Here is a 22,038-nt window from a genome sequence, read left to right on the forward strand (position 1 = left end):
TTCTGACCGATGCAGTTGCTTCTCATTCGACACGCGGAAAGCGAAAACAACGCGAAACCGGTGCACGCTCGCGTCTGTGATCCCAGCATCACGGCGCGAGGACGACTGCAAGCTGACTGCCTTGGGAAATGGATGTCTGGTCTGGCCATCGACCAAATGATCACGAGTCCATTCCTTCGCACGTTGGAAACGACTGGATTCGTTTGGAAGCATGCCCACACTGCGCCACGGCGATATCCCATCTCAGTTTGGCACGACGTGTTTGAGCATGGTGGCTGCTACCATGGGCACCATGAGAAGAACTTCCGTGGTGCGGAAGGCTTGGGCCGAAAGGCGATTCACTCGTTTTTTCAAGAAATCAGTGAGCAGTTCCCGGATCTCGAACCGCCTCCGCTCACGGTGGACTCTCAGATCCAGGACACAGGATGGTGGGGTGGCAAAGATCGCGAAACTCCGGACCAAATGCGGGCACGTTCTCGGTCGGTGATCAGTCGTTTCGAAAACACGTTTGCTCCCGATCCAGCCGACAAACCCGGACAACTCACGACCGATCCAGTGGTGGTCTTGATCGCCCACGCAGACTTCTTGCGTGAGATGCTTTCCCAAATGCTGGCTGAAGTGGTCGCGATGGATTCGATTGGTCCCATCCCCAACACGTCCGTCACTTCTCTACAATGGTGCACAACGGGCTGGAAATTGAACTCGCTCAACAGTGTGACTCATTTGCCTCCGCGATTGGTGACAGGACATCAAGCAATGCTTTCCTAGTCCATTGTTTTTGGATGCAAAAAACAGACCCAATGCGTCGTCGGTAGCGTAGCAGTTCGTTGCAACGGCAACTTTCCCTGCTGCCCTCGTCTCCGCCAAGTCCGTTCTCCAATATGCTTTTGATCGATTCGCTGACCAAACGATTCACGATCGAAAGCGGAACCGTTTTCGCCGTCAATCAACTCTCGATGCGAGTCGGCCCGGGAGAAGTCTTTGGCTTGCTAGGCCCCAATGGTGCGGGCAAAACAACGACGCTTCGCATGGTGCTGGGACTGCTTGAACCTGACGAAGGGTACGCAGAAGTCGCTGGCATTCGCACCGCAGAAGATCCGTTTGCCGCCAAAGCCAAACTCGGTTTCGTCTCCGCCAGTGACGGCGTCTATCCCTGGCTATCAGTCCGATAAATGCTGCTCTATTTCGCTGATCTGTACGGCGTCGCTCCTAAGAAAGCGGTGGACCGTCTGAAAGAACTTGCCAGTGTGATGCAGATCGAATCATTGCTGGATCGTCGCGCTGGTTCTCTTAGCACAGGGCAGCGACAACGAGTGACCTTGGTTCGGGGTTTGATTCACGACCCGCCAGTGATGTTGCTTGATGAACCGACACGTGGGTTGGATGTGGTTGGCGTCCAAACCATCTTTGAATACATCGAACACTTGCGTTCTGCTGGGAAAGCTGTGGTGGTCTGCACACATCGATTGGACGAAGCCGAACGACTGTGTGACCAATTTGGCCTGCTTCACCAAGGCCGCATTCGTTACCGCGGCAACTTGAGTGACCTTCGCAAAGAAACCGGTCGCGAACATCTTGTGGAGATGTTTGTTGACTTGATGCAATCCACCGAACCGGCGTTGACCGAGGCCCCCGCGTGAATCTTTCTTGGTCCCGGCTTGGCCGACTCACTCTCAAAGAACTTCGGGAAACCCTGCGAGATCGACGAACAATGCTGACATTGGTGATGATGCCATTGTTGGTATACCCGTTACTCAGCATGGCACTCAACCGATTTCTACTATCCTCAGGAATGCCGGCCGAACAGGCTTTCGTGGTAGGCGTCTCTTCACTCCCTGAACGCGATTTTCTTCAGACACTGATTGAAGACCCTCGCAGTGCGCCCCCGGAGCCCATCCTGAAGGTCAATGGCGGCCAACTGGCTCAATTCAAAGTCGTTGTGCCCGAGGAAATGTCAGCAGAAGAAGCGCTGTCACAGAATTTACTCGACATCGCCGTGGAGTTTCAAAAGGGGGCCGACTCGATTCACTCCATTGAAATCATCTCCTACAACAACGACCAAGCCAGCAGCACAGCGCAAAGAATTCTCACCGAGCGTTTGCAGTGGTTGCAGTTGGCGGAGAGCATGCAAATCGCGCAGCGAATTGATCCGAACTACCGCGCGATTGATCTGCGAATTCGGTCCATCGGCGAGAAAGCCTCGGGATCGATCCTGGGCACGGTAATTCCACTCGTATTGGTGCTGATGACCATCACCGGTGCCGTCTATCCCGCCATCGACCTGACGGCGGGCGAGCGAGAACGCGGCACAATGGAAGCTTTGATGGCCTCGCCGGTCCCGCGGTGGTGGGTGCTGCTCGCAAAATACCTCGCCGTTGTCAGCGTTGCGTTTCTCACCGCCATGGCGAATTTGCTCGCGATGTTTGTGACCATGAAAGTGACCGGGTTGGCCGCAGTGCTCGCGGGTGAAGAATCCACGGTCGGACTGGTAGAAATCTTGCAGATCCTCGGTCTGCTGATGCTGTTCAGTTGCTTCTTCTCTGCACTGCTGCTGTCACTCACCAGTTTCGCAAAGTCGTTCAAGGAGGCTCAGGCTTACCTGATCCCTGTGATGTTGCTGTCATTGGGGCCCGCCATGCTTTCTTTAATGCCTGGCGTGAATTTGGAAGGCCCCTTGGCAGTTGCCCCACTCCTCAACATTGTCTTGCTTGCTCGCGATATTCTTTCCGGTACAGCCTCGACGACAGGTGCATTGATTGCCGTCACGAGCACTCTGTTTTACGCCGCAGCAACACTTGGCATCGCCGCCAAGCTGTTCGGGAGTGACGCGGTGGAAAGGACCAGCCAAAAGTCCTTCGGCTCGCTTCTCCAACGTCCCGACGAGGTGACGAATCACCCCAGCGTCAGCCAGGCAGGACTGGTGGTTGCGTTGCTGCTGCCCGCCTCGTTCTTGGTTTCGAATGGTTTGATGCAGTGGCTACGCCTTCTATCCGAAACCATCTCAATCAGCTCCCAATTGCTACTCAACGCACTGAGTTTGACTTTGGTGTTTGGCTTGATTCCTCTGTTCGCAACCATCCTGGGAAAACATCGCTTTGGCTCCACTTACCGTATGACCAAACCGCCGTTGGCATCTTTTTTAGGTGTCATCGTACTCGCCGGAGGCGCGTGGGCGTTCGCTCATGAAGCCCTGGCTCTTGCAGACCAGTTTGGAATCGCATTGTTGTCGGAAGACCAAATTGAACGCACACGCTCTCTGCTCGACAAATGGAAAACGGTTCCGCCGTGGATTTTATTGCTGACGATGGCGGCCACGCCCGCACTGATCGAAGAACTCTGTTTTCGCGGCTATCTATTTTCCGCTTTCTCATCCGTGCTTCGACCATGGTCCACGATCGTCATCACCGCGGTGCTCTTCGGGCTGTTCCATGTCTTTGTCGGCAGCACGCTGCTCATCGAGCGTTTCCTACCCACCACCCTTCTCGGATTGCTTTTGGGATGGGTCGCGTACCGAACCCAAAGCGTTTGGCCTGGTGTCTTGCTGCACTTCGTCCACAACGGGATGTTGGAACTGGCGGCTCGCTACCACGAGCAACTCGAATTCCTAGGCCTTAGCGACGCAAGCGGATCAAAACACTTGCCACCTACCTGGATTGCCGTTTCAGCGATTCTTGTGCTGGTAGGCATTGCCATTGTGACGTGGGCAACACGTCGGAAACCGATCGTGCCTTCGACCTCGGCTTAGTCCTTCGGACTCGCCTAGCTGGTCGTCACGTGTTCGACTTCTTCCGAATCAAGCAATCGATCTTCGCTTACGGGTTCGGCAGACTTCCCTGCCGCATTCAACCGCGCTGCGGCCGTCTTTTTGTCCAGATTCCCTACCAGGTAACGAACCTGCTCCTGCAGTTCCTCAGCGTGTTCGAGGAAGTAGCTTAATTGGGCCAACGATTCGTGCGAAGAATTGGCAATCACTTCCACCTTGCCGATAGGAACGGCCTCATCTTCGCCAGGTCGTGTCGCGAACAAGGGAATTCGCACGACACTCTGAACCGACTTCTCAGGTAACCGAACGCTTTGCCAAGTCGCGTGATAACCTTCATGCAACCAAGCCATATTCGCGTCAATTTGCACCTTGGCGAAATCATGACGCTTCGCAAATTCAACCAATGGCTCCCAAACTGGCTCCCAACAACCTTGCCCTTGGATTTGAACACTCCGCAATTGCTTGGAAGATTCGCAGTACTGAGGACGGACGAAGAACGAGTGCGAGAAGTGATACAAACGACCTAATAAGAGTCGGCACTCCGAATGCCCAAACGTTCGGGTCAGGACCAGAAACGCCAAAACCGCAACCGCTCCGACGAGAACTAACCAATCCTGGTCGTAACGAACCGAAAGAACCGCGATTGTCGAACTGAAAGTGCAAAGTCCGGCAACGACCAACAACATGCCGTTAGGACCAAACTTTTCATTCAACAGGTGATGCAAGTGCCCTCGGTCGGTTGCATACATGCTGCGGCCCGTCATCCATCGCCGAATGATTGCAGCGGATGAGTCGAACAGCGGCAGCACCAAAATGGCAACTGGAGCAGCAACCACCACGGCGGACTCCTTCAGCGAACACCACATCGCCAAAACCCCAACCATCAAGCCAATCATCATGCTTCCGGCATCGCCTAGAAAGATGGTTGCCGGCGGACGGTTGAAAACGAGAAACCCAAGCAGTGCGCCGCAAAGAGCCGTTGCAGCAATCACAGTGGATACTGAATGAGTACTTGATGCACAAAGCAGCGCTAGCCCACCGCAGACAAACGCTCCCACCGTCGTCGCCATCCCGTCTGCTCCGTCGAGCAGGTTGAGCGCGTTGATCGCAAGTAACAACCACAAGACGCTGACAGGCAAAGCAAAGATCCCCAAGGGGATCTCAAACCCAAACAACGAAATCGATCTCATCACCGTTCCGCTGCCAACGACAACCATGGCGATCACACATTGCGCCAGCAGCTTCTGCCTTCCTCGAAGAGCCCATTTGTCATCGATCAAACCGACGACCAAAATCGCAGTGGAGGCTCAAAACAAGACAAACCAACGCGATGACAACTCGGTCACCTTACTGAACTCGCCCCAGCCGCTTTCGTACGCAACACCAACAACAAAAGCGATTCCCGTGGCGATGAAAACCGCCAAACCGCCCGCTAACGCGATCGGTTTGTCGTGCAGTTTCCGCTCGGCATCCGGGTTATCCACCAGGCCGACACGAATGGCAAACGCTCGTACCACTGGCACCAACACCAACATCGTAACGAAGGCAGCGGCAAGCGTGACGAGTATGAATGGAGTCATTGCAAGTTGATTGATCGGAGAAGGGCAGCTCGTCAGAGTCGCGGGACGAAGCACTCGAAAAGGGTTGGGCGACGATGCAATTTGCCCGAAGGCAAACGACCGACAAACCCTGCGTGAAAAGACTAGGTCATCATTTTAGTACAACGGCTCTGGTTTGCATCATCTTACGCGCTCGCTCGAAGGCCATCCCCCTGACGCGTAAAAAGTTCATCGATCTTCGCCGGAATGATGGTCAGTGATCGTTGTAATCGGAAGATTCTCCCAAAACACCTCCCGCATCTTGGGTCCACCTTCCCGCTCACCATTCGAAAACACCGGAATTTCCGCCCCCATCGCACCAGGACACCTGGTTCTGCGTGCCCCCCGGAACAGTTTCACTAACTAGGCGGACTGTTAGCACCCCCATTTCGCGCACATTTGGCTAAACCCGAACCCCAGAAGGGGCGATAAACAGTGCGGGGACATCGCTCGCTAGCACAACCGCTACGAACGATGCGACCCTAATTCCGCAAGCCGTTGCAGCCAGTTTTGGGGGGCAAGATGGCGACTGGAAACGTTGCACGCACGAGTCGTGCGATCCAGAAAGATCCGCCGCTAGGGGAGCCGGCAATATGACCCAGCTTAATCGACATGACGCGTCCGTCCGCCCGAAGCAAGCGAGGCGAAACTTCGTTCGCCAACGCGCTCAACGAGCCTTCTTGGCAAGTCTTGCGGCAGGCATTTTGACAACCGGAATGACTGGCTGCACCATCATGGGCGGCCTCCAATCCAAAATGACCCGAAGCGAGTGCATTGACGACTTCATGGTCTCGCACCGCAACAACGTGATGGCCTCCAAAGCATGGCTGCGAAGCTCTCACTGCTACAAAAACCATCGTCACCGGAAGGACCTTCGAAAGGGCTTCATTGACGGCTACATGGAAGTTGCAACCGGCGGATCAGGATGCACGCCTGCGGTGGTCTCCTCTGACTACTGGGGTTGGAAACATCAATCCGGCGACGGCCAAAGTGCCGTCAACGCTTGGTTCGAAGGCTTTCCACTTGGTGTGAAAGCAGCGGAACAAGACGGAATTGGCTACTACAACCAAATTCGCATCCAAACTCCGACTCGCCCTGCACCCGCCGCGATGACTGGATCGATGGCTCCCACACCGGCCGCCGCCGCTCCACCCGTCACAACGTCCAATACCTTGCCTCCTGGGATCCAACTTGGCGAAGGCGAAACCCTGGTTCCAGGACGAGTCACGTTTGAAGACGCAAACGGTCCGGCAATTGACTTCCCACAAGAAGCCCCTGCCAAACTTCCGGTTCCAGTCAAACGAGCAGGCGAGCAGACACCGAACCTCAAAGCGGACGCTTTGGACGATCCCTTCTCGCAAATGACTCCCGCGACACCGCCAAACAATTTTTCGGAAGCGACCGAGTCGTTCCTTAGCGATCTTCCCGAGCGAGAAACAACGGCTCCGGTCGATCTCGTTCCTAAGAACGTCGAAACACCGGTGAGCACCAACGTTGCTGAACCAACGCAAGACGAAATCGACTCGGTGATCGAGGAGATTTTTGGACGGCCAGATCGTGAGGCCACATCAAATGAAGCAGTCGAATCGCCTGCAAACAATCAATCGATGCAATTTTTGTTCGATTGATTTCTGACCGTTCCTCAATCACAGACCAGTCCGGGCGGCTTTGCACCCGATTGCACTTTCAGAGAGTTCAAGGATGAACATCAACCTCTTTCAAACTCGAGTGTGGAAACACATTCGCTACACGGTTGGACTTGGCATTGCCGCGTCGCTGGTCGCTTCATTGACCGGTTGCTCGTCGCTGACCCAGCCAATTGATGGCGTGCCAGCACACCGGTTGCCACCCGAATTCTTCCCGGCTCCCAAGAACAATTTGGTACCGGTCGATATCGCGTTGCTATCGCTCGAACCGCCACGCGACTACCAGCTTGGCCCCGATGACATCCTCGGTGTCTACATCGAAGGCGTTTTACCCTTCAACCCGCCGAATACTCCGCCGGAGCCACCGCCGGTCAACTTCCCAGAGCAAGACAGCACTCTGCCACCGTCGATCGGTTACCCGATCGCCGTGCAGGATGACGGAACGCTTTCGCTGCCTCTGATCGAACCCCTTGAGGTTGAAGGGCTGACGCTCGATCAAGTCCGCGAAAAAATACGCGAAGCGTACATCGACAATGACATCCTGCGGGAAGAAAAAGCTCGTCCGATCGTCACGCTGATCAAAGAACGAACTTACGACGTGATTGTGGTTCGCGAAGACGGACTGGGAGAGGACAACCAACGCTCGCTCCAAGCTCAATCCAGCGAATTCATTCGCGGACGTGACCGGTCAGCCAGCGGCGGTTTGGTCAAACTGCCTGCGTACAAGAACGATATTCTGCACGCTCTCGTTGAAACGGGTGGATTGCCCGGCCTGAACGCGAAAAACGAAGTCAAAGTTCTGCGAGCCAGCGAAGCGGATAAACGCAAGCGAGCTCAATTCGTCCGAGACTTCTACGCGTCACAACGCAACGCCATGCTCGATCCATGTGTCTGCCCGCCAGAACTGCCGCCAGACCCATCGATCCTTCGCATTCCATTGCGATTGCCACCGGGAGTCCTTCCCAACATCACACCGGATGATGTGGAACTGCAAGACGGCGACATTGTTTACATCGAAAGCCGCGAAACAGAAGTGTTCTACACCGGTGGTTTGTTGCCCGGCGGCGAATTCCCGCTCCCTCGTGACTATGACCTCGACGTCTTGGGCGCCATGGCACTCGCAGGTGGAGGAATCAGCCAAGGAGGAAACCAACGACTCGGCGGCGTGGCATCCGTCGGAGGCGTCCCACCAGGGATGCTGTACATCCTTCGCCAAACGCCTTGCAATGGTCAAGTTGCAATCGAAGTCGACCTAGCCAGGGCGATCAACGACCCACGAAGTCGACCACTGGTTCAACCGGGTGATACACTGATCTTGCAATACAAGTGTGAAGAAGAACTGCTGAACTTCAGCCTCGGAACATTCTTCACCTACGGTATTCGAGAACTGATATCGAACTAAGGTCTCACAACCTACTAGATCAACAACGAAACGTCGCATCTGCAAAATCAGATGCGACGTTTCTTTTGTTGAACCTTGACTCGTTCCCCGAACGATGCGTCACACTGCCTTCAACAAGCTCGAATCAAGCTTGTTCTTCCAAGCATCCGGCACAGGGGCTTCAAAGGTCATGCGTTCTTTCTTCGTTGGATGAGTGATCGAAAGTCGCCAACTATGAAGTGCGATCCCCGTTGGCCAAGATCGTTCACTTCCATACTTGGCATCGCCCAAGAGAGGGTATCCGGCCTCGGACCATTGCAAGCGAATTTGGTGCTTGCGACCAGTGAGCGGCTTCACTTTCAACAACGTCGAATCTCGGTCGAATCCCAGCACGTCAAACTCCAAGCGAGCTTCCTTGGCATCCGCCCTGGTATGATGAGCCACTCGCATGCGATGAGCAGCATCGTCCTTGTAGACGTCATCGATCAACACCCCCTCTTGCTGCTCCACCCTCCCCGCGACCACGGCCAGGTAAGTCTTCTTCGCTCCCTCGCCGGAATGGTTTGCAAATTGAGGAGTGAGTCGACTAGCTGCTTTACTCGTTCGAGCCATGACAATGACCCCCGACGTCATCGAATCGAGCCGGCTGACAATTCCAAGATAGACCTTCCCCGGTTTGTTGCATGTCCGGCGGATGTAATCGCAGCCAAGCGAATGCAATGTCGACTGCCCAGTCGCTCCCATCGTCGCTAACTTGGTGGGCTTGTTCACCACGAGCAAATGATTGTCTTCATAGATGACATCGACTTCGCTCATGATCTTTGAATCCTCGATATTGAAAGTTCCATCCACGATGGCTGATCCTGCCAACGCGAAATTGGAATCGGAGAAGCGTTCGCTCGAGCAAGCTCAACACGTCTTGCGGGATGTCTTCGGGCACGAGTCCTTTCGCCCTAGCCAGTCCGCCGTCATTGAACATGTCCTAGCGGGTCAGCACGCCATGGTGATCATGCCCACCGGACGTGGCAAGTCGATGTGTTTTCAAATCCCCGCCTTGCTCGGTTCGGACAACGACTTAACGCTGGTGCTTTCGCCACTCATTGCATTGATGCAAGACCAAGTTGACGGGCTGATTGCAAAAGGCGTGGACGCCACCTTCATCAATTCCTCGCTTGATCGGATGGAGCGAGAGAGACGCCAAGAAAAGCTGCGGCAAAACCGCTATCGATTGCTCTATGTCACTCCGGAGCGGTTCCGAAAACCTGAATTCCTCGCGGCCATCTCCGGCCGAAACATTCAATTGCTCGCGATCGATGAAGCTCACTGCGTCAGCCAGTGGGGGCACGATTTCAGGCCAGACTACAGCCGCGTCGCTGACATCCGTCAACAACTTGGATCTCCGACGACGATCGCCCTCACCGCAACGGCGACCGCGGAATGCCGTGCCGACATCGTGGATCAGATCGGACTCAAAGAAGGCGACATGCGGCTGTTTCACGAAGGAATCGATCGCCCCAACTTGCGAATCGATGTTGAGTCGGTCATGGGGGACGACGAAAAACTTGAAATGATTCTCGAGGCTCTCACAACCCCGCCGTTTCAAACCACCAAAGCTCAAGCGGGAGGTGGAGCGATCCTCTATTTCTCACTGATCAAGACACTGAGTCGATTCAGCGACCTGCTCCTAGCACGATCCATCGACCATGTCTGCTATCACGGCGATCAATCGCGAAAGGATCGACGTCGGATTCAAAACGAATTCATGTCTGGCGAACGAGACCTTGTCCTGGCAACACCGGCGTTCGGAATGGGGGTCGATAAAGAAGACATTCGGTTGGTCGTTCACGTCGAAACCCCCGGTTCCATGGAGTCCTACTACCAAGAGATTGGCCGAGCCGGACGCGACGACCTGCCGAGTCGATGCCTGTGGCTCTACGACCAAGACGACCTGATGACTCAGATGCAGTTCATTGAATGGGCCAATCCGGACGCTGATTTCTACGACCGCTTGATGTTCTCGCTCGAAAATCACGCGGATCGGTGCATGGCTTATGGACTGGACTGGCTTCGCGGTGAACTCCAACGAGTCAGCCCGCACGACCACCGTGTCGACACCGCACTCGCAATGCTTGACCGGCATGGCGTGGTGGCAGGCCCCAGGGAGCCCGATTGCTTCCAGGTGATTGGCTCGCTGCCGGAAGAATTCCGAGACAACCAGTGGCTCTCAGGGAAACGTCAGCGGGATCAAAAACGGCTGTACGCAATGGTTCAATTTGCGGCCGCGGCCTCCGAAGAACGCCAAACTTTCTTGAATCGCTACTTCCTCGACGACGCGCCCATGCAATGAACACTCCATCACAACACGCCGGCTTCTGATCCCAATCCGTCAGATGCTTCGAATAGGTCCAGTGCTTGAACGGTTTCCGCTACATCGTGCACCCGAATGACATGCGCCCCAGCTGCCGCGACGGCCATCGACACCCCCAGCGTGCCAGCCATCGGATCATAGCCACCACCATCAACACGCTTGTTGCGTTTCAACAGTTTTTTGATGAATCCCTTGCGAGAATGCCCAATCAGAATGGGTGCCCCAAGCGAAGCGAAGCGTTGTGTGGCTCTCAATAAGGTGAGGTTGTGCTCGTGAGTCTTCCCAAACCCTATCCCGGGATCCAAACAGATCCTTTCCGCATCGATTCCACAATCCAGACACGCCTGCCGGCGAGCCAACAGATATTGCTCGATTTCCGACACCACATCGTCATAATTGGGATCGTCCTGCATCGTTTGCGGATTGCCTCGCATGTGCATCACGCACACCCCCGCGGATGTCTCGACGGCAACCGCAGGCATCATGGGATCGCCTTCCAAGCCCGTCACATCGTTGATGATCTCCGCCCCCGCGTTGATCGCCGCTCGGGCGACCAAAGCTTTGCTCGTGTCAATGCTGATGGGGATTGTTAACCGATCCGCCAACCGCTCAATCACCGGCACAACACGTCTTTCCTCCGTCTCGGCATCCACCGGATCACTGTAAGGCCGAGTGCTCTCACCGCCGACATCAATCAAATCGGCGCCTGCAGCCTGCATTTGCAAAGCGACGTTGACCGCCGCAGACAACGCCTGCTCATCCTCGAGCGGGTCACCTGACGAGACGAACCGGCCACCATCTGAAAAGCTATCCGGGGTGACGTTTAGAATCCCCATCACCAGCGGTCGGCGGCCGATTTCCAAGCGACGCCGAGACGTGCGCCATACCGCCCTCAAACTCATGTGTAGCGAACGTTTTGGTGCTCGGGCTCAAAGAAAGCTGGCAGCAGCGAATCCGCTCGCAGCAGTCCCTCACGCGTCAAACGAACTTCGCCCGGATGCACTTCCGCCAAACCTTCTTCCACGTAGCCATCCCAAACCGATTTCCAATCCTCCACGATGTCGACGCCAAATTTGGATTGGAAGTACTCCCGCTCCAGAAAACCTCGCTTCAGCAACAGAATCATTTCACGAATCAAAGCCTGATGCTCGGTTGGAACAAACCCGCGACCGAGCGGCAAGTTCCCTTCCTCGATCGCGCCGAGGTACTGCTCCATGTGCGGCAAGTTCTGATAGTGAGCCCCGGCGACATGGCCAAAACTGGCAATGCCCGTGGCCAACAAATCTGCACCACGCCACAAATTGTCTCGATACGAGAAATTCACCTTCCCAGTATCTTTGACCAATGTGTAGGCACTGCTGACCTTGTATCCCGCAGAAATCATTTCGTCGAAAGCATAGCTGACCCAATCGCGTTTGGTTTGCCAATCAGCCACCGGGCTCTCAATCTTGTTGCCCAAGATATCGGCGCTGTAGACCGTGTTGAATGGCAACTCCATTTGATAGATCGTCACGCTCTCTGGTGACATGTCGATCGTTCGACGAATGTTGTCTTTCCAGTTTTCCCAGGTCTCACCGACCATCCCGGAGATCAGGTCAATGTTCACATTGGGGAACTGGGCCGCTTCAATCCATTCCCAAGCAGCAAAGACTTGTTTGGAAAGGTGAGCCCGGCCGTTTTCTTCAAGCAGCTTGTCGGAGAAATTCTCAACCCCGAGACTCAACCGGGTCACTCCCAATTGTTCGCGTAGCGTTTTGACCTTGGTCTCACTCAACGTGCCCGGCTCGCATTCGAACGTGACCTCTTCGGCGCCGTCCCAAGTGATGTGTTCCCGCAAGCGGTCAGCAAGTTTGGTCAATTGCTTGGGCGACAAAAAGCTTGGTGTCCCACCACCAAAGTAAACAAACCGAAACGGGCGATCCCCCATCACCGGCAGTTGGCTGACCATCGAAATCTCGTTGCACAACGCATCGACATAACGCTGAACTTCCTGCGCTTTCACATCGGTGAAAACCTTGAAGTAACAAAACTTGCAACGTTTCCGGCAAAATGGAATGTGCAGATACAGCCCCAACGGATTCTCGCTGAGAGGTGCGGAATCCATGCGTTGCTTCACATCATCGAGCGAATCCGCTTTCCACTGACTGTAGGGCGGATAATTGCTGATGAAGTAGCTACCGACTTCTGTCTTGCTACCTTCAGGTTTCTTTTCGCGAGACTCGTCTTGGGTCGATGCAGTCGTCATAAAATTTCCGTTTGCGTGCGAATGATCCGTTTCAGAATAGTCGATTCACTGCGAACACCGAACCGGTGAGCCTCGAATCGCGGAAAGGATCGCCTCCCCACAGGAGGGTCACTTTGGCCCAAAGCTGCGTACAACGCCTTCGTCATCAGCGATGACCAAGCGTTCCTTTACAATGGCGGGTTCACCAATGAAGGCACCGCGAATTTCGAAATTCCATTTTTCTCTGCCGTCTAAGAGTGACAATCGGACGAGCCGACCATCCGTCGATGCGATCCAAACATCGTCGCCGGCAATCACGGGAGACGCATCAGCCCGGCGTTTCAAGGTCACTCGCCAGCGAAGTTCGCCTGTCGTCCGTTCAATGGCATCCACGGTCTTGTTTCGGCTGGTTACGACGACCACTTCATCAGTGACCGCCACACTTCCCCGATATTCTTGACTTCGATCGGGATCACTGTATTCCCACGTTGGTTCGATGGGTCCACTGGACTCGTTTTTTGGAGAAAACGCGTACAACACTCCGTCCATGATTGGAACGAACAATTCTCCGTCCCAGATCGCCGGAGTGCTTCCTGTTGGACCACCCAGCGGAATGGCTTCTCGAAAAGCCTTGCCGGTCCTCAGATCCACCACGTGCAATCCGCCATCGCACCCCCCCAAATACGTTTTGCCATCACCGATGGTCGCGCCACATCGAATCTGATCGCCAGTTTCATACTTCCACAACTGCTTGCCTGATTCCAACGCAAAGCAGTACAAGCTTCCGTCTTGGCTCGTGACCAACACCCGAGACTGCAATTCAATCTCGCCCGCTGAATTTTGCCATCGCAACACGTAGAAAGAAGGCGAAGCACTGATCTCGCCGTCCGTCAAACCCTCCCAAATCTGCTCTCCCGATACCGGGTCCCAAGCGACCACGTTGCCTTCGACATCGCCTGAAACCAGAACAGGTGACTGGCTTTCTGCCCAAGATTTCATTTTCGCCGCATCCAACAGAGGCGTCCCCTCTGGCAAATCACTGGCATCCAGAACGTTCACGGCTCCCACGTCCGAACTGACATTCAGAGGCAGAAACAGAGCCGGCGAAGCCACGAAACCTGTGTCCAACTCGTGCCGCCAAAGCGATTCCGCCGTGGAAAGCGAAATCGCTTCCATACCGCCCATCACATCCACCACAAAAACGTGGTCACCATCGCTCACAGGAGCGGATTCGATCGCTTCGGCCGTCTTCGTTTCCCATTGCAGCACCAATTCTTCTGCCAACCGCGTCGGCCTGGTTCCGGTTCCAGCGAAGTTCCCGCGGGAAGTTGGCCAAACCGACGAAACACTGTCGTCCGCGAGCGTCAACCGCGCAACGCTTCCGCATCGCAGCATGGCGAGGCAACACACGACTCGAATCATGGCGGGAACCTTTTTTGCGGATTCGTTATCTTGTAAGCAGTGAATCATCGGCCATTCAACCTTTTTGCGTGTTTCCGTTGGGCCTCCGGTACTGCCCAGCAGAAAGCTGCCGACTATTATAACGCCCCGGCGAAGTCTCGCCCCCATCCGACCTCATTCCCGACCATCGAACGTTTATGATTTGTGTCAGTCTCGGCCGTGCCCGCCACAAACGCATGATTGCCGAACACCAGTACTTGGTCGAACAAGGCGCCCAGCTCGTGGAACTGCGGCTGGATTACATTTCACGCGCAGTGGACCTGAAACGTTTACTCAATGACCGTCCCGGCCCAGTGGTCGCCACGGTTCGTCGCAAAGAAGATGGCGGCCGATGGGAACGATCTGAACAAGATCGACTGATGCTACTGAGAAGCGTGATTGCGGCGGGAGCCGAGTACGTCGATATCGAAGCTGACGTCGCCGCTCAGATCCCGCGCTACGGCAACACCAAACGAATCATCAGCTATCACGATTTCAGCGGCACCCCAGAGAATCTTGAAGAATTGCACGAGGCGATGGCGGCCGAAGACGCGGACATCGTCAAAATCGCTTGCATGGCCAATTCATTTTCGGACAACATCCGAATGATCAAACTCTGCAAGAATGCCAAGATTCCAACCATCGGAATCTGCATGGGCGAAATCGGCATGCTGACGCGGATTCTCGCGAACCGCGTTGGATCGCCGTTCACCTACGCAACGTTCAGCTCGGACAAAAAACTTGCCCCGGGTCAGTTGAACTGGAAGGAAATGAACAGTGTCTACCACTACGAGACAATCAAAGAAGACACCGCTCTGTTCGGCGTGATCGCAGACCCCGTCGCACATAGCCACAGTCCCCTGATTCACAACGCTGCCTTCGTTGACGCTGGCCTGAACGCTCGTTACTTGCCTCTGCGAGTGCCCAAGGATGACCTGCAATCGTTCATGAATGGTTGCGCTGACCTTGGTATCCAAGGGATCAGCATCACGATTCCACACAAAGAATCAGCTCTGCAATACTGCACGCAAGCCGAAGCCAGCGCGACCGGCATCGGTGCGATCAACACCATGATTTTCAACGGTGACGACCGACTCGGTTACAACACCGACTATCGAGCCGCGATGGATTGCATCGAAGAAGCATTCAACATCGAGCGTGGCACCGAAAACTCCTTGCAAGGAAAGACAGCCTTGATCCTAGGTGCCGGTGGCGTTTCGCGAGCCATCGCTTGGGGACTGCGACAACGCAAGTGCGATGTCACGATCAGCTCCCGAACCCGTGAACGCGCAGAAATGCTCGCGGCAGACATTGGCTGCCATGTCGTCGACTGGGAAGAACGACACGAGACAAAAGTCCAATTGCTCATCAATGGAACCCCCATTGGAATGCACCCCGACGTCGACAGCACTCCCTACAACCAGTCGGCGTTGAATCAGTTCATGGTCGTGTTCGACACTGTCTACAATCCCGAGAACACGTTGCTGATCAAGCAAGCCAAACAAAAGCAATCTCGCGTGATCACCGGTGTGGACATGTTTGTCCGCCAAGCCGCGTACCAATTCAAACTCTTCACAGGCCAAGAAGCCTCCACTGATTTGATGCGAAAAAAAATCAAGGAAGCAACGAACCCTGTCCAACTGAACTGATCACACCAGTCCTACCGTGAAAAGCGACGTCAGAGGCCGTCTTCAGATTGTCAGCTTTCGATCGCGAGCCACCACCCGCCATTGATCGGTCACTCGATGATCACGCACGCATTCCGCGTGCTGATGCAACGCCACGGTCGGACAAATGTGAACCGGGATTCCGTAGAGCACATCGCCGCAAAGAAGCGAACAGGGGTTCTCTGTCTGCAAAACCATGTGCTCTTCGTTGTGCCCTACCACCTCGTGCCGTTCGTCCCAGTTCAACCACTTCACTCGAGGAAGCGGCATTTCCGACGCAACCGCTTTGTGTCCGAGATCCACACAAACGTGCGACTCGGACGGACAACTGATCACTCGTGTCATCAACACCGCCGCTGGTTCGTAAGCCATTGGTGGTGAAAAAGTCGGCTGACCGGCGTCCCAAAACACCGTCGTCCCGGCACCTGTCTCGATCTGCAGTTGCCGACTCAGGGCCTCCGCACGCCAAAACTCTGCAGTGGGAGTCCCTCCCGCGACCAATTCCAGCTCGGCACCGACCAACTGCTGGCAATCAGAGAGCCACTCCCATAGCGGTGACATGGCCTCGTCAAACTGCCGCTTCAGACGCTCCGCATCCGTGTCATGCAAATGACCGTCGTAGACATGAATCCCAGCAAGACCGATATGCTGACTCGACACAATGGATCGCACTAAATCTGAGGCAGCATCCGAAGGGGCAATCCCAGTTCGGTTCATACCAACATTGATATCTAACCAAACATCTCCCTGCACGCCAGCCTCTTGAAACGCCCTTTCAAGCTGCCTCAAAACCGCAGCGTCGTCCACCAAGCACGAAAACTGGCAACCGGGATAACGCTGCATCAGCTTCACGAACCGCTGCACATTTGGGCCCACCGGCTGCACAGCGAGCAGCACACTTGAGGCGCCGGCGTCCGCTGTCATCTCAGCTTCTGCGATCGTCGCCGCCTTGAATCGAGTGATCCCAGCAGCAATGCACATTTGAGTGACGGCTGGCATCTTGTGAGTTTTCACGTGAGGCCGGAGAAGCTGGGCACTGCCCGCCGCTTCAATCATTCGGTCCAAGTTCGCCTGGACCCGATCGGGGAAAACCAACAACGCTGGCGAAGGAACCTCGTTGAGATTGTCCACTTCATACCAGGGACGCGAAACGCGGGAAGGGGAGCGAGAAATTCGATCAATCCAATGTTTCAAGTTCAACGGGCAAAACCAATTCGGCACCTTGCCGAAGCACAGTGACATCGACCACGTCGCCGCTCTCGTAGTTCTCAAAGATAAGCGTCAAATCCGCCGTCGCCGTCACCTTTTGACCGTCCACGGCCACAATGATATCGCCCAGCACGATGTCGCCAAACCGAGTCCTTCGTGTCGGCAACAACCCCGCTTCGGCAGCGTTGCTGCGGTCAGGAACATCCAAAATCAGAACGCCCGGCGGTAGCTTGAATCGTTTGCTCATCGAATCACTGGCAACCGTGATTGCGATTCCAGGACGAATGATCTTCCCGTGTTCAATCAATTCCGGGACCACCCATCGAACGGTATCGACAGGAATCGCGAATCCGATTCCAGCATAAGCTCCCGACGGACTGTAAATCGCAGTGTTCACGCCGATCAATTGGCCGGATCGATCCAGCAACGGCCCACCACTGTTTCCTGGGTTGATCGCTGCGTCCGTTTGAATCACATCCTTGATCGGAATCCCAGAGTCCGACTTGATCTCGCGACCAAGTGCACTGATGACACCCGTCGTCAATGTCTGGTCCAATCCAAACGGATTGCCGATGGCAAAAGCGGTTCGCCCCACTTTCAAATCGGCCGAGATCCCTCGTGGAATGGGCCGCAAGCGTCTCGCAGGCGCGTCAATTCGCAAAACGGCGAGATCCTTGTCCGGCGCAACTCCCACCAACTTTGCCGGAAAACTGGTTTGGTCGTCAAATGCGACCATCGCCACATCAGCGTTTTGAATGACATGGTTGTTGGTCACAATGTGTCCGGCTTGGTCCCACACAAATCCGGTCCCACTGCCCTGCGGAATCTCTTGCAAATTCATGTTGAAGAAATCACGAGCAACCTTGGACGTCGTGATGTGAACGACCGAGGGCGAGGTCACCCGGAACAGTTCAATCGTTCGCGATTCGGAATCCGCTAAATCACCGACAGGCTCATCTCGCCCCAACACTCCCGCCGACGCCGACTCGCGTGCTGCTGTATCGGCCACTGACACACCAGCACCACCGGTCCCAACGGCCGTCCGCAGCACATCTTCTTGAGCCGCATTGTCAGAAGCCTTGCTCCCTGAAACCTCGACTCCACTTGGTCGTGGTCCTTGGAAAGCGAATGCCGATTGATCCACCGAACGAACGACCGCAGGACACCAGAAAAAAAGGGCGATGACCAAAATAAACAAACTCAGGTTCATCACCACCAAGACAACGAAGAGAAATCGTTTGGAGGAAGACATCAGGACGCAGTGAGACTCCAATCACGTCGTTGGCGACTGCTGGGGATCCCCATCTTTTTGCGATACTTCGTGACGGTTCGGCGAGCGACCGTCATGCCAGCCTTCTTCAGTTCATCGACGAGGTTCTCATCGCTGTAAGGCTTGCTCTTGTCTTCTTTGTCAATCAGTTCTTGCAGCTTCAACCGGATCGTGTCCCAAGCGACATCTTCACCATCTTCGGTTTGGGTGCCACCGACGAAGAACCGACGCAGCGGCAGAATTCCACGCGGGGTTTGAATCCATTTGTCATCGACCGCCCGACTGACCGTCGTCACATGCACGCCCACTTTGTCGGCGATCTGTTGCATCTTCAGCGGCTCAATGGCCTCAGGACCTTCATCGAGAAAGCGCTTTTGATGCTCAACGATGGCTTCTGAAACTCGTGTCAAAGTGCTCCGACGCTGCTCGATCGAGTCGATCAACCACTGAGCACCGTTGATTTTCTGCTTGATGAATTCTCGCTCCGCATCGGAACAATCCGACGCTTGCAAACGACGCCGGTAGTACTCGCTGATAAACAACGTGGGAACCCGGTCGTCATCCAAACGCACGCGATACTCACCGGACTCATCCTGCTCCAGAATGATGTCCGGCGTCACGTTGGGAACATACGTTTCTAAAAACGCCGCCCCCGGTTTGGGATTCAAGAGATGCAGTTCTTCACGCAACTCTTGGATCAGCTCGATCGAGAAGCCAGTCTTCTTCGATATTTGCGGCAGACGGTTTTCAGCGAGGTCGTTCAGGTGATTGCGAATCAAGGTCGACAGCTCGTCGAAATGCTCGACCGAAGGATCCAATTGCGAGATCAAACATTCACTCAGGTCACGTGCGGCAATGCCACTTGGTTCCAAAGACTGAACGACGGCGAGAGCCTCCTCCGCTTTCTCGTAGTCTTCCTTCGAATGCCCCGACGGCAACAAATCAGCCAAAGGCATCCGCAAGTAACCACCGTCTGATGCATTCAACGTGCTGATGATGCGTTCGGCAATCTGTTCAACCTCATCATCTATGTCCATCTCAGCGAGCTGATGGAGCAAATAGTCATTCAACGATTCGGGCCGTGACTGCGCATTGGCCATCATGTCGTGACGGCGATCAGCGTCTTCCGACATTCGGTTGGCACTTTGCCGAAAAGAATCATCGAAGGTGCTCGGCAGATCCGAGTCCATGTTCAGCAGACGTTCAAAATCGTCCTTGTTGTCGTGGTCGTTGTCGACCACCAACTCTTTTTCATTTTCGCTGCGAGTGTCCTTGTCAGGGACCTCGTCATCACCGTCGTCCGGATTGAGCGGATCCCCCGTCTGCTGCTCCAGCAACGGATTCTCGTTCATCTCCTGCTCGATGCGTTCCTGCAATGCCAACGTGGGCATCTGCAGAATCTCCATCGACTGGATCATCCGTGGCGCGAGTTTCTGAACTTGGCTTTGCCGGGCCTGCAGCCCTACTGACATCCGCATGAGAATCTTTTCTAAAATGCGTGACGCGAATCAAATGGTAGATCGCCACCCCAGCGAGAACGGAATGAGCGAATTCGATGCCAATTCATCACTGGCATGGAGATTATAACCGCTGTCTACCCGTCAACGCATCGGCAATTATCTCTCGATTGGCATATTCCAGGACACTCCCCGAGGTAATTCCCCTCGCCAAACGTGTGATTTCCACCGGAAATTCCTGCATTAGGTTTGACAAATACAGAGAAGTGCCATCCCCTTCGACCGTCGGATTGGTCGCCATGATGATCTCAGAAAAATTTCCTGTTCGGACTCGTTCCACCAGAGCATCAATGGTCAATTGGTCCGGCGTGATCCCATCCAGGGGTGCAATTCGGCCAAGTAGCACGTGATACAACCCTGAGTAGACCCCCGAGGCATCCAGACTGAGCAGGTCTCGCGGCTGCTCAACGACGCACAACCGGGTGGCATCACGTTTGGGATCCGAACAGATCTGGCAGAGTTCGTTCTCGGACAAGTTGTAACAAACCGAACAATAACGCACGTCGGTGCGAACGCGCCGAATCGCGGAGGCCAGCGCCAACGCCTCATCCTCGTGAACTCGCAACAAGTGAAATGCCAATCGCTCAGCACTCTTGCGGCCGATTCCTGGCAGCTTGCTGAGCTGATCGACTAAATCGGATACCGCACCGGCGTGTCCACTCATCCATTGCCACCCGTCAGGCTGGTCAGCAGCCCATCGACGCCTGGCATGTTCAGATCCATGTCCGAAGCAAGCTGACTGATTGCGCTGGCATACAACTGCTTGGCAGCAGCCCCGGCGGCGTTGGTCGCATCGCGAATGGCGTTTTGCAAAACCTCTGGTGCAACTGCTTCACTGCCATCCGTCCCCAAAATCTCGGGGGCGATCTCAACCGATTGCACTTCACCGATCCCGTTCATGACGACTTCGACGTGATTGCAAGATGAACTCGCCGAAACTCGCTCACTCCGCATCTGCTCATTGAGTTCCTGCATCTTCTGCGGGATTTCTTGAAGCTTGCCAACCATCGAAGCGATGTTGCCGAGATTGCCGAGGCCTTTGAACATGAATCCAATCCAGTGGAACGAGAGTCAGGGATGACAAATGAAGAACGAGAAACTGTGAGCATCACGACGCTCAACCGCGTGGGGTATCCACGCGAACGATTTCAGCTCCGAGCAACTCAACGCAAGCTTGAACCAACGGGTTCGCCTGAATCTCACGCATTCGCTGCATCCGATTTCGATTTTTGGGTTTTGCGGCCGCGACCGGCTCAGCCTTTTTGACCGCGGTCGCTTCGAATTGCAAGGTAGCACGCCGGCCAGTCACCCGGGCGAGGGTCCGCAAAATCTCGTCCTTGTGCTCAGGCATCTGGCACCGACTCAGGGCCAACCCAGAACTGCCAGGAAACACCAATCGGAGCACACCTGGCTCGGGCGAATCCACGCGTTCCGCTGCCTTCGCAAGCGTCGCTGTCATCGGATCCATCTCCTGAAGCACCTGCGCCCAAGCGGTCGTGGCTTCCCCACTGGAGATCAACGGATAACCATCCGTCGATGTCGTGGATGTGGCTTGTTCACCGGATGCCCCCTGAGTGGCCGTCGCCTGTGCAACGGCAGGCGACTCGGCTGCGACTGGCGGTGCCTGAGCAACCGCCGAAGCCACGGGCGCCGCCGCAACAGCAGCACCGGTCGATTGAGTTGGAGCAACTGCAGGCCGACGATCGCTCACCGGCTCGGAAGCGGAATCGATGCGGACGCTTGCCGTCTCATTCTCCTGGGCAGCAGCACGACGAACAGACGAGGTCGGCGACTCGGCCGTGGGGTTAGCTACCGTGACTCGCTTTTTTTTTTCGCCGGCGCCTTTCCCGCTCCCAGCGGTCGCAGCAGCCAAATCCGAAATCGCTTGCAAGTCGGGCAGGTGACACACCTGAATGACGGTCGCTTCTAGCAGAACGCGAGCGTGGACACTGTGC

The 22,038-nt window shown here is 55.1% G+C and carries 17 protein-coding genes and 2 pseudogenes; 7 read left to right on the forward strand and 12 right to left on the reverse strand.

The annotated features are described in order from the left end of the window. The first annotated feature begins 9 nt into the window (after positions 1-9). From ACF8AM_RS24465 to ACF8AM_RS24475, 3 genes and pseudogenes are all read left to right on the forward strand, one after another. Entirely contained in the window at positions 10-768 is a 759-nt protein-coding gene (locus ACF8AM_RS24465; RefSeq protein ID WP_392558166.1) for a histidine phosphatase family protein, read from the forward strand. Between the two features lie 113 nt (positions 769-881). Then, positions 882-1,640 (forward strand): annotated as a pseudogene (locus ACF8AM_RS24470) (ATP-binding cassette domain-containing protein). Further along, positions 1,637-3,745, forward strand: coding sequence for an ABC transporter permease subunit/CPBP intramembrane protease (locus ACF8AM_RS24475; RefSeq protein WP_392558167.1), 2,109 nt, complete (start codon positions 1,637-1,639; stop codon positions 3,743-3,745). Before ACF8AM_RS24470 ends, ACF8AM_RS24475 begins: the two are co-directional and overlap by 4 nt. Before the next feature lie 14 nt (positions 3,746-3,759). Here ACF8AM_RS24475 and ACF8AM_RS24480 read toward each other — a convergent pair whose 3' ends face one another. Next, a complete protein-coding gene (locus ACF8AM_RS24480; protein WP_392558168.1) occupies positions 3,760-5,055 on the reverse strand; it encodes an MraY family glycosyltransferase in 1,296 nt (431 codons plus the stop codon). 15 nt (positions 5,056-5,070) lie between these two features. Then, the gene (locus tag ACF8AM_RS24485) at positions 5,071-5,343 is read right to left on the reverse strand and encodes a hypothetical protein (RefSeq protein ID WP_392558169.1); all 273 of its coding nucleotides are present in this window, start codon (positions 5,341-5,343) and stop codon (positions 5,071-5,073) included. A gap of 611 nt (positions 5,344-5,954) precedes the next feature. On the opposite strand from ACF8AM_RS24485, the gene ACF8AM_RS24490 reads away from it, so the two are divergent. Then, positions 5,955-6,989, forward strand: coding sequence for a hypothetical protein (locus ACF8AM_RS24490; RefSeq protein WP_392558170.1), 1,035 nt, complete (start codon positions 5,955-5,957; stop codon positions 6,987-6,989). A gap of 73 nt (positions 6,990-7,062) precedes the next feature. Next, entirely contained in the window at positions 7,063-8,409 is a 1,347-nt protein-coding gene (locus tag ACF8AM_RS24495; protein WP_392558171.1) for a polysaccharide biosynthesis/export family protein, read from the forward strand. Between the two features lie 99 nt (positions 8,410-8,508). On the opposite strand, the gene ACF8AM_RS24500 is transcribed toward ACF8AM_RS24495, so the two are convergent. Continuing rightward, positions 8,509-9,204 carry an RluA family pseudouridine synthase gene (locus ACF8AM_RS24500; RefSeq protein WP_392558172.1) on the reverse strand — a complete coding sequence of 232 codons (696 nt, stop codon included), beginning with the start codon at positions 9,202-9,204 and terminating at the stop codon, positions 8,509-8,511. A gap of 37 nt (positions 9,205-9,241) precedes the next feature. On the opposite strand from ACF8AM_RS24500, the gene ACF8AM_RS24505 reads away from it, so the two are divergent. Continuing rightward, entirely contained in the window at positions 9,242-10,735 is a 1,494-nt protein-coding gene (locus ACF8AM_RS24505; RefSeq protein WP_392558183.1) for a RecQ family ATP-dependent DNA helicase, read from the forward strand. Between the two features lie 8 nt (positions 10,736-10,743). On the opposite strand, the gene folP is transcribed toward ACF8AM_RS24505, so the two are convergent. The 3 genes from folP to ACF8AM_RS24520 all read right to left on the reverse strand — a co-directional run bounded on the left by folP (position 10,744) and on the right by ACF8AM_RS24520 (position 14,450). Further along, complete coding sequence (folP, locus tag ACF8AM_RS24510) at positions 10,744-11,658, reverse strand: dihydropteroate synthase (RefSeq protein ID WP_392558173.1); 915 nt, start codon at positions 11,656-11,658, stop codon at positions 10,744-10,746. Further along, positions 11,655-13,001 (reverse strand): coproporphyrinogen-III oxidase family protein, encoded by a 1,347-nt coding sequence (locus tag ACF8AM_RS24515; RefSeq protein ID WP_392558174.1) that lies wholly within the window; start codon positions 12,999-13,001, stop codon positions 11,655-11,657. Before ACF8AM_RS24515 ends, folP begins: the two co-directional genes overlap by 4 nt. A gap of 108 nt (positions 13,002-13,109) precedes the next feature. Further along, on the reverse strand, positions 13,110-14,450 hold the full coding sequence (locus ACF8AM_RS24520; protein WP_392558175.1) for a PQQ-binding-like beta-propeller repeat protein: 1,341 nt from the start codon (positions 14,448-14,450) through the stop codon (positions 13,110-13,112). Between the two features lie 128 nt (positions 14,451-14,578). Here ACF8AM_RS24520 and aroE point away from each other — a divergent pair, with 128 nt between their 5' ends. Further along, positions 14,579-16,069: a shikimate dehydrogenase gene (gene aroE / locus ACF8AM_RS24525; protein ID WP_392558176.1), complete on the forward strand. Its 1,491-nt coding sequence runs from the start codon at positions 14,579-14,581 to the stop codon at positions 16,067-16,069. 42 nt (positions 16,070-16,111) lie between these two features. Here aroE and ACF8AM_RS24530 read toward each other — a convergent pair whose 3' ends face one another. From ACF8AM_RS24530 to ACF8AM_RS24555, 6 genes and pseudogenes are all read right to left on the reverse strand, one after another. Further along, positions 16,112-17,281, reverse strand: a complete 1,170-nt coding sequence (locus tag ACF8AM_RS24530) for a D-TA family PLP-dependent enzyme (protein WP_392558177.1) — start codon at positions 17,279-17,281, stop codon at positions 16,112-16,114. Beyond that, positions 17,265-18,548, reverse strand: coding sequence for a S1C family serine protease (locus ACF8AM_RS24535; protein WP_392558178.1), 1,284 nt, complete (start codon positions 18,546-18,548; stop codon positions 17,265-17,267). Before ACF8AM_RS24535 ends, ACF8AM_RS24530 begins: the two co-directional genes overlap by 17 nt. Continuing rightward, on the reverse strand, positions 18,548-20,044 hold the full coding sequence (rpoN, locus tag ACF8AM_RS24540; RefSeq protein ID WP_392558179.1) for an RNA polymerase factor sigma-54: 1,497 nt from the start codon (positions 20,042-20,044) through the stop codon (positions 18,548-18,550). The genes ACF8AM_RS24535 and rpoN overlap by 1 nt, the downstream gene beginning before the upstream one ends. A gap of 103 nt (positions 20,045-20,147) precedes the next feature. Further along, positions 20,148-20,747, reverse strand: a complete 600-nt coding sequence (recR, locus tag ACF8AM_RS24545) for a recombination mediator RecR (protein ID WP_392558180.1) — start codon at positions 20,745-20,747, stop codon at positions 20,148-20,150. Continuing rightward, complete coding sequence (locus ACF8AM_RS24550; RefSeq protein WP_392558181.1) at positions 20,744-21,130, reverse strand: YbaB/EbfC family nucleoid-associated protein; 387 nt, start codon at positions 21,128-21,130, stop codon at positions 20,744-20,746. Before ACF8AM_RS24550 ends, recR begins: the two co-directional genes overlap by 4 nt. A 70-nt stretch (positions 21,131-21,200) precedes the next feature. Continuing rightward, a pseudogene (locus ACF8AM_RS24555) lies at positions 21,201-22,038 on the reverse strand (DNA polymerase III subunit gamma/tau); the annotation flags it as partial.

Origin of the sequence: Rhodopirellula sp. JB055 (assembly GCF_043100905.1) — a bacterium.
Taxonomy (GTDB): domain Bacteria; phylum Planctomycetota; class Planctomycetia; order Pirellulales; family Pirellulaceae; genus Rhodopirellula.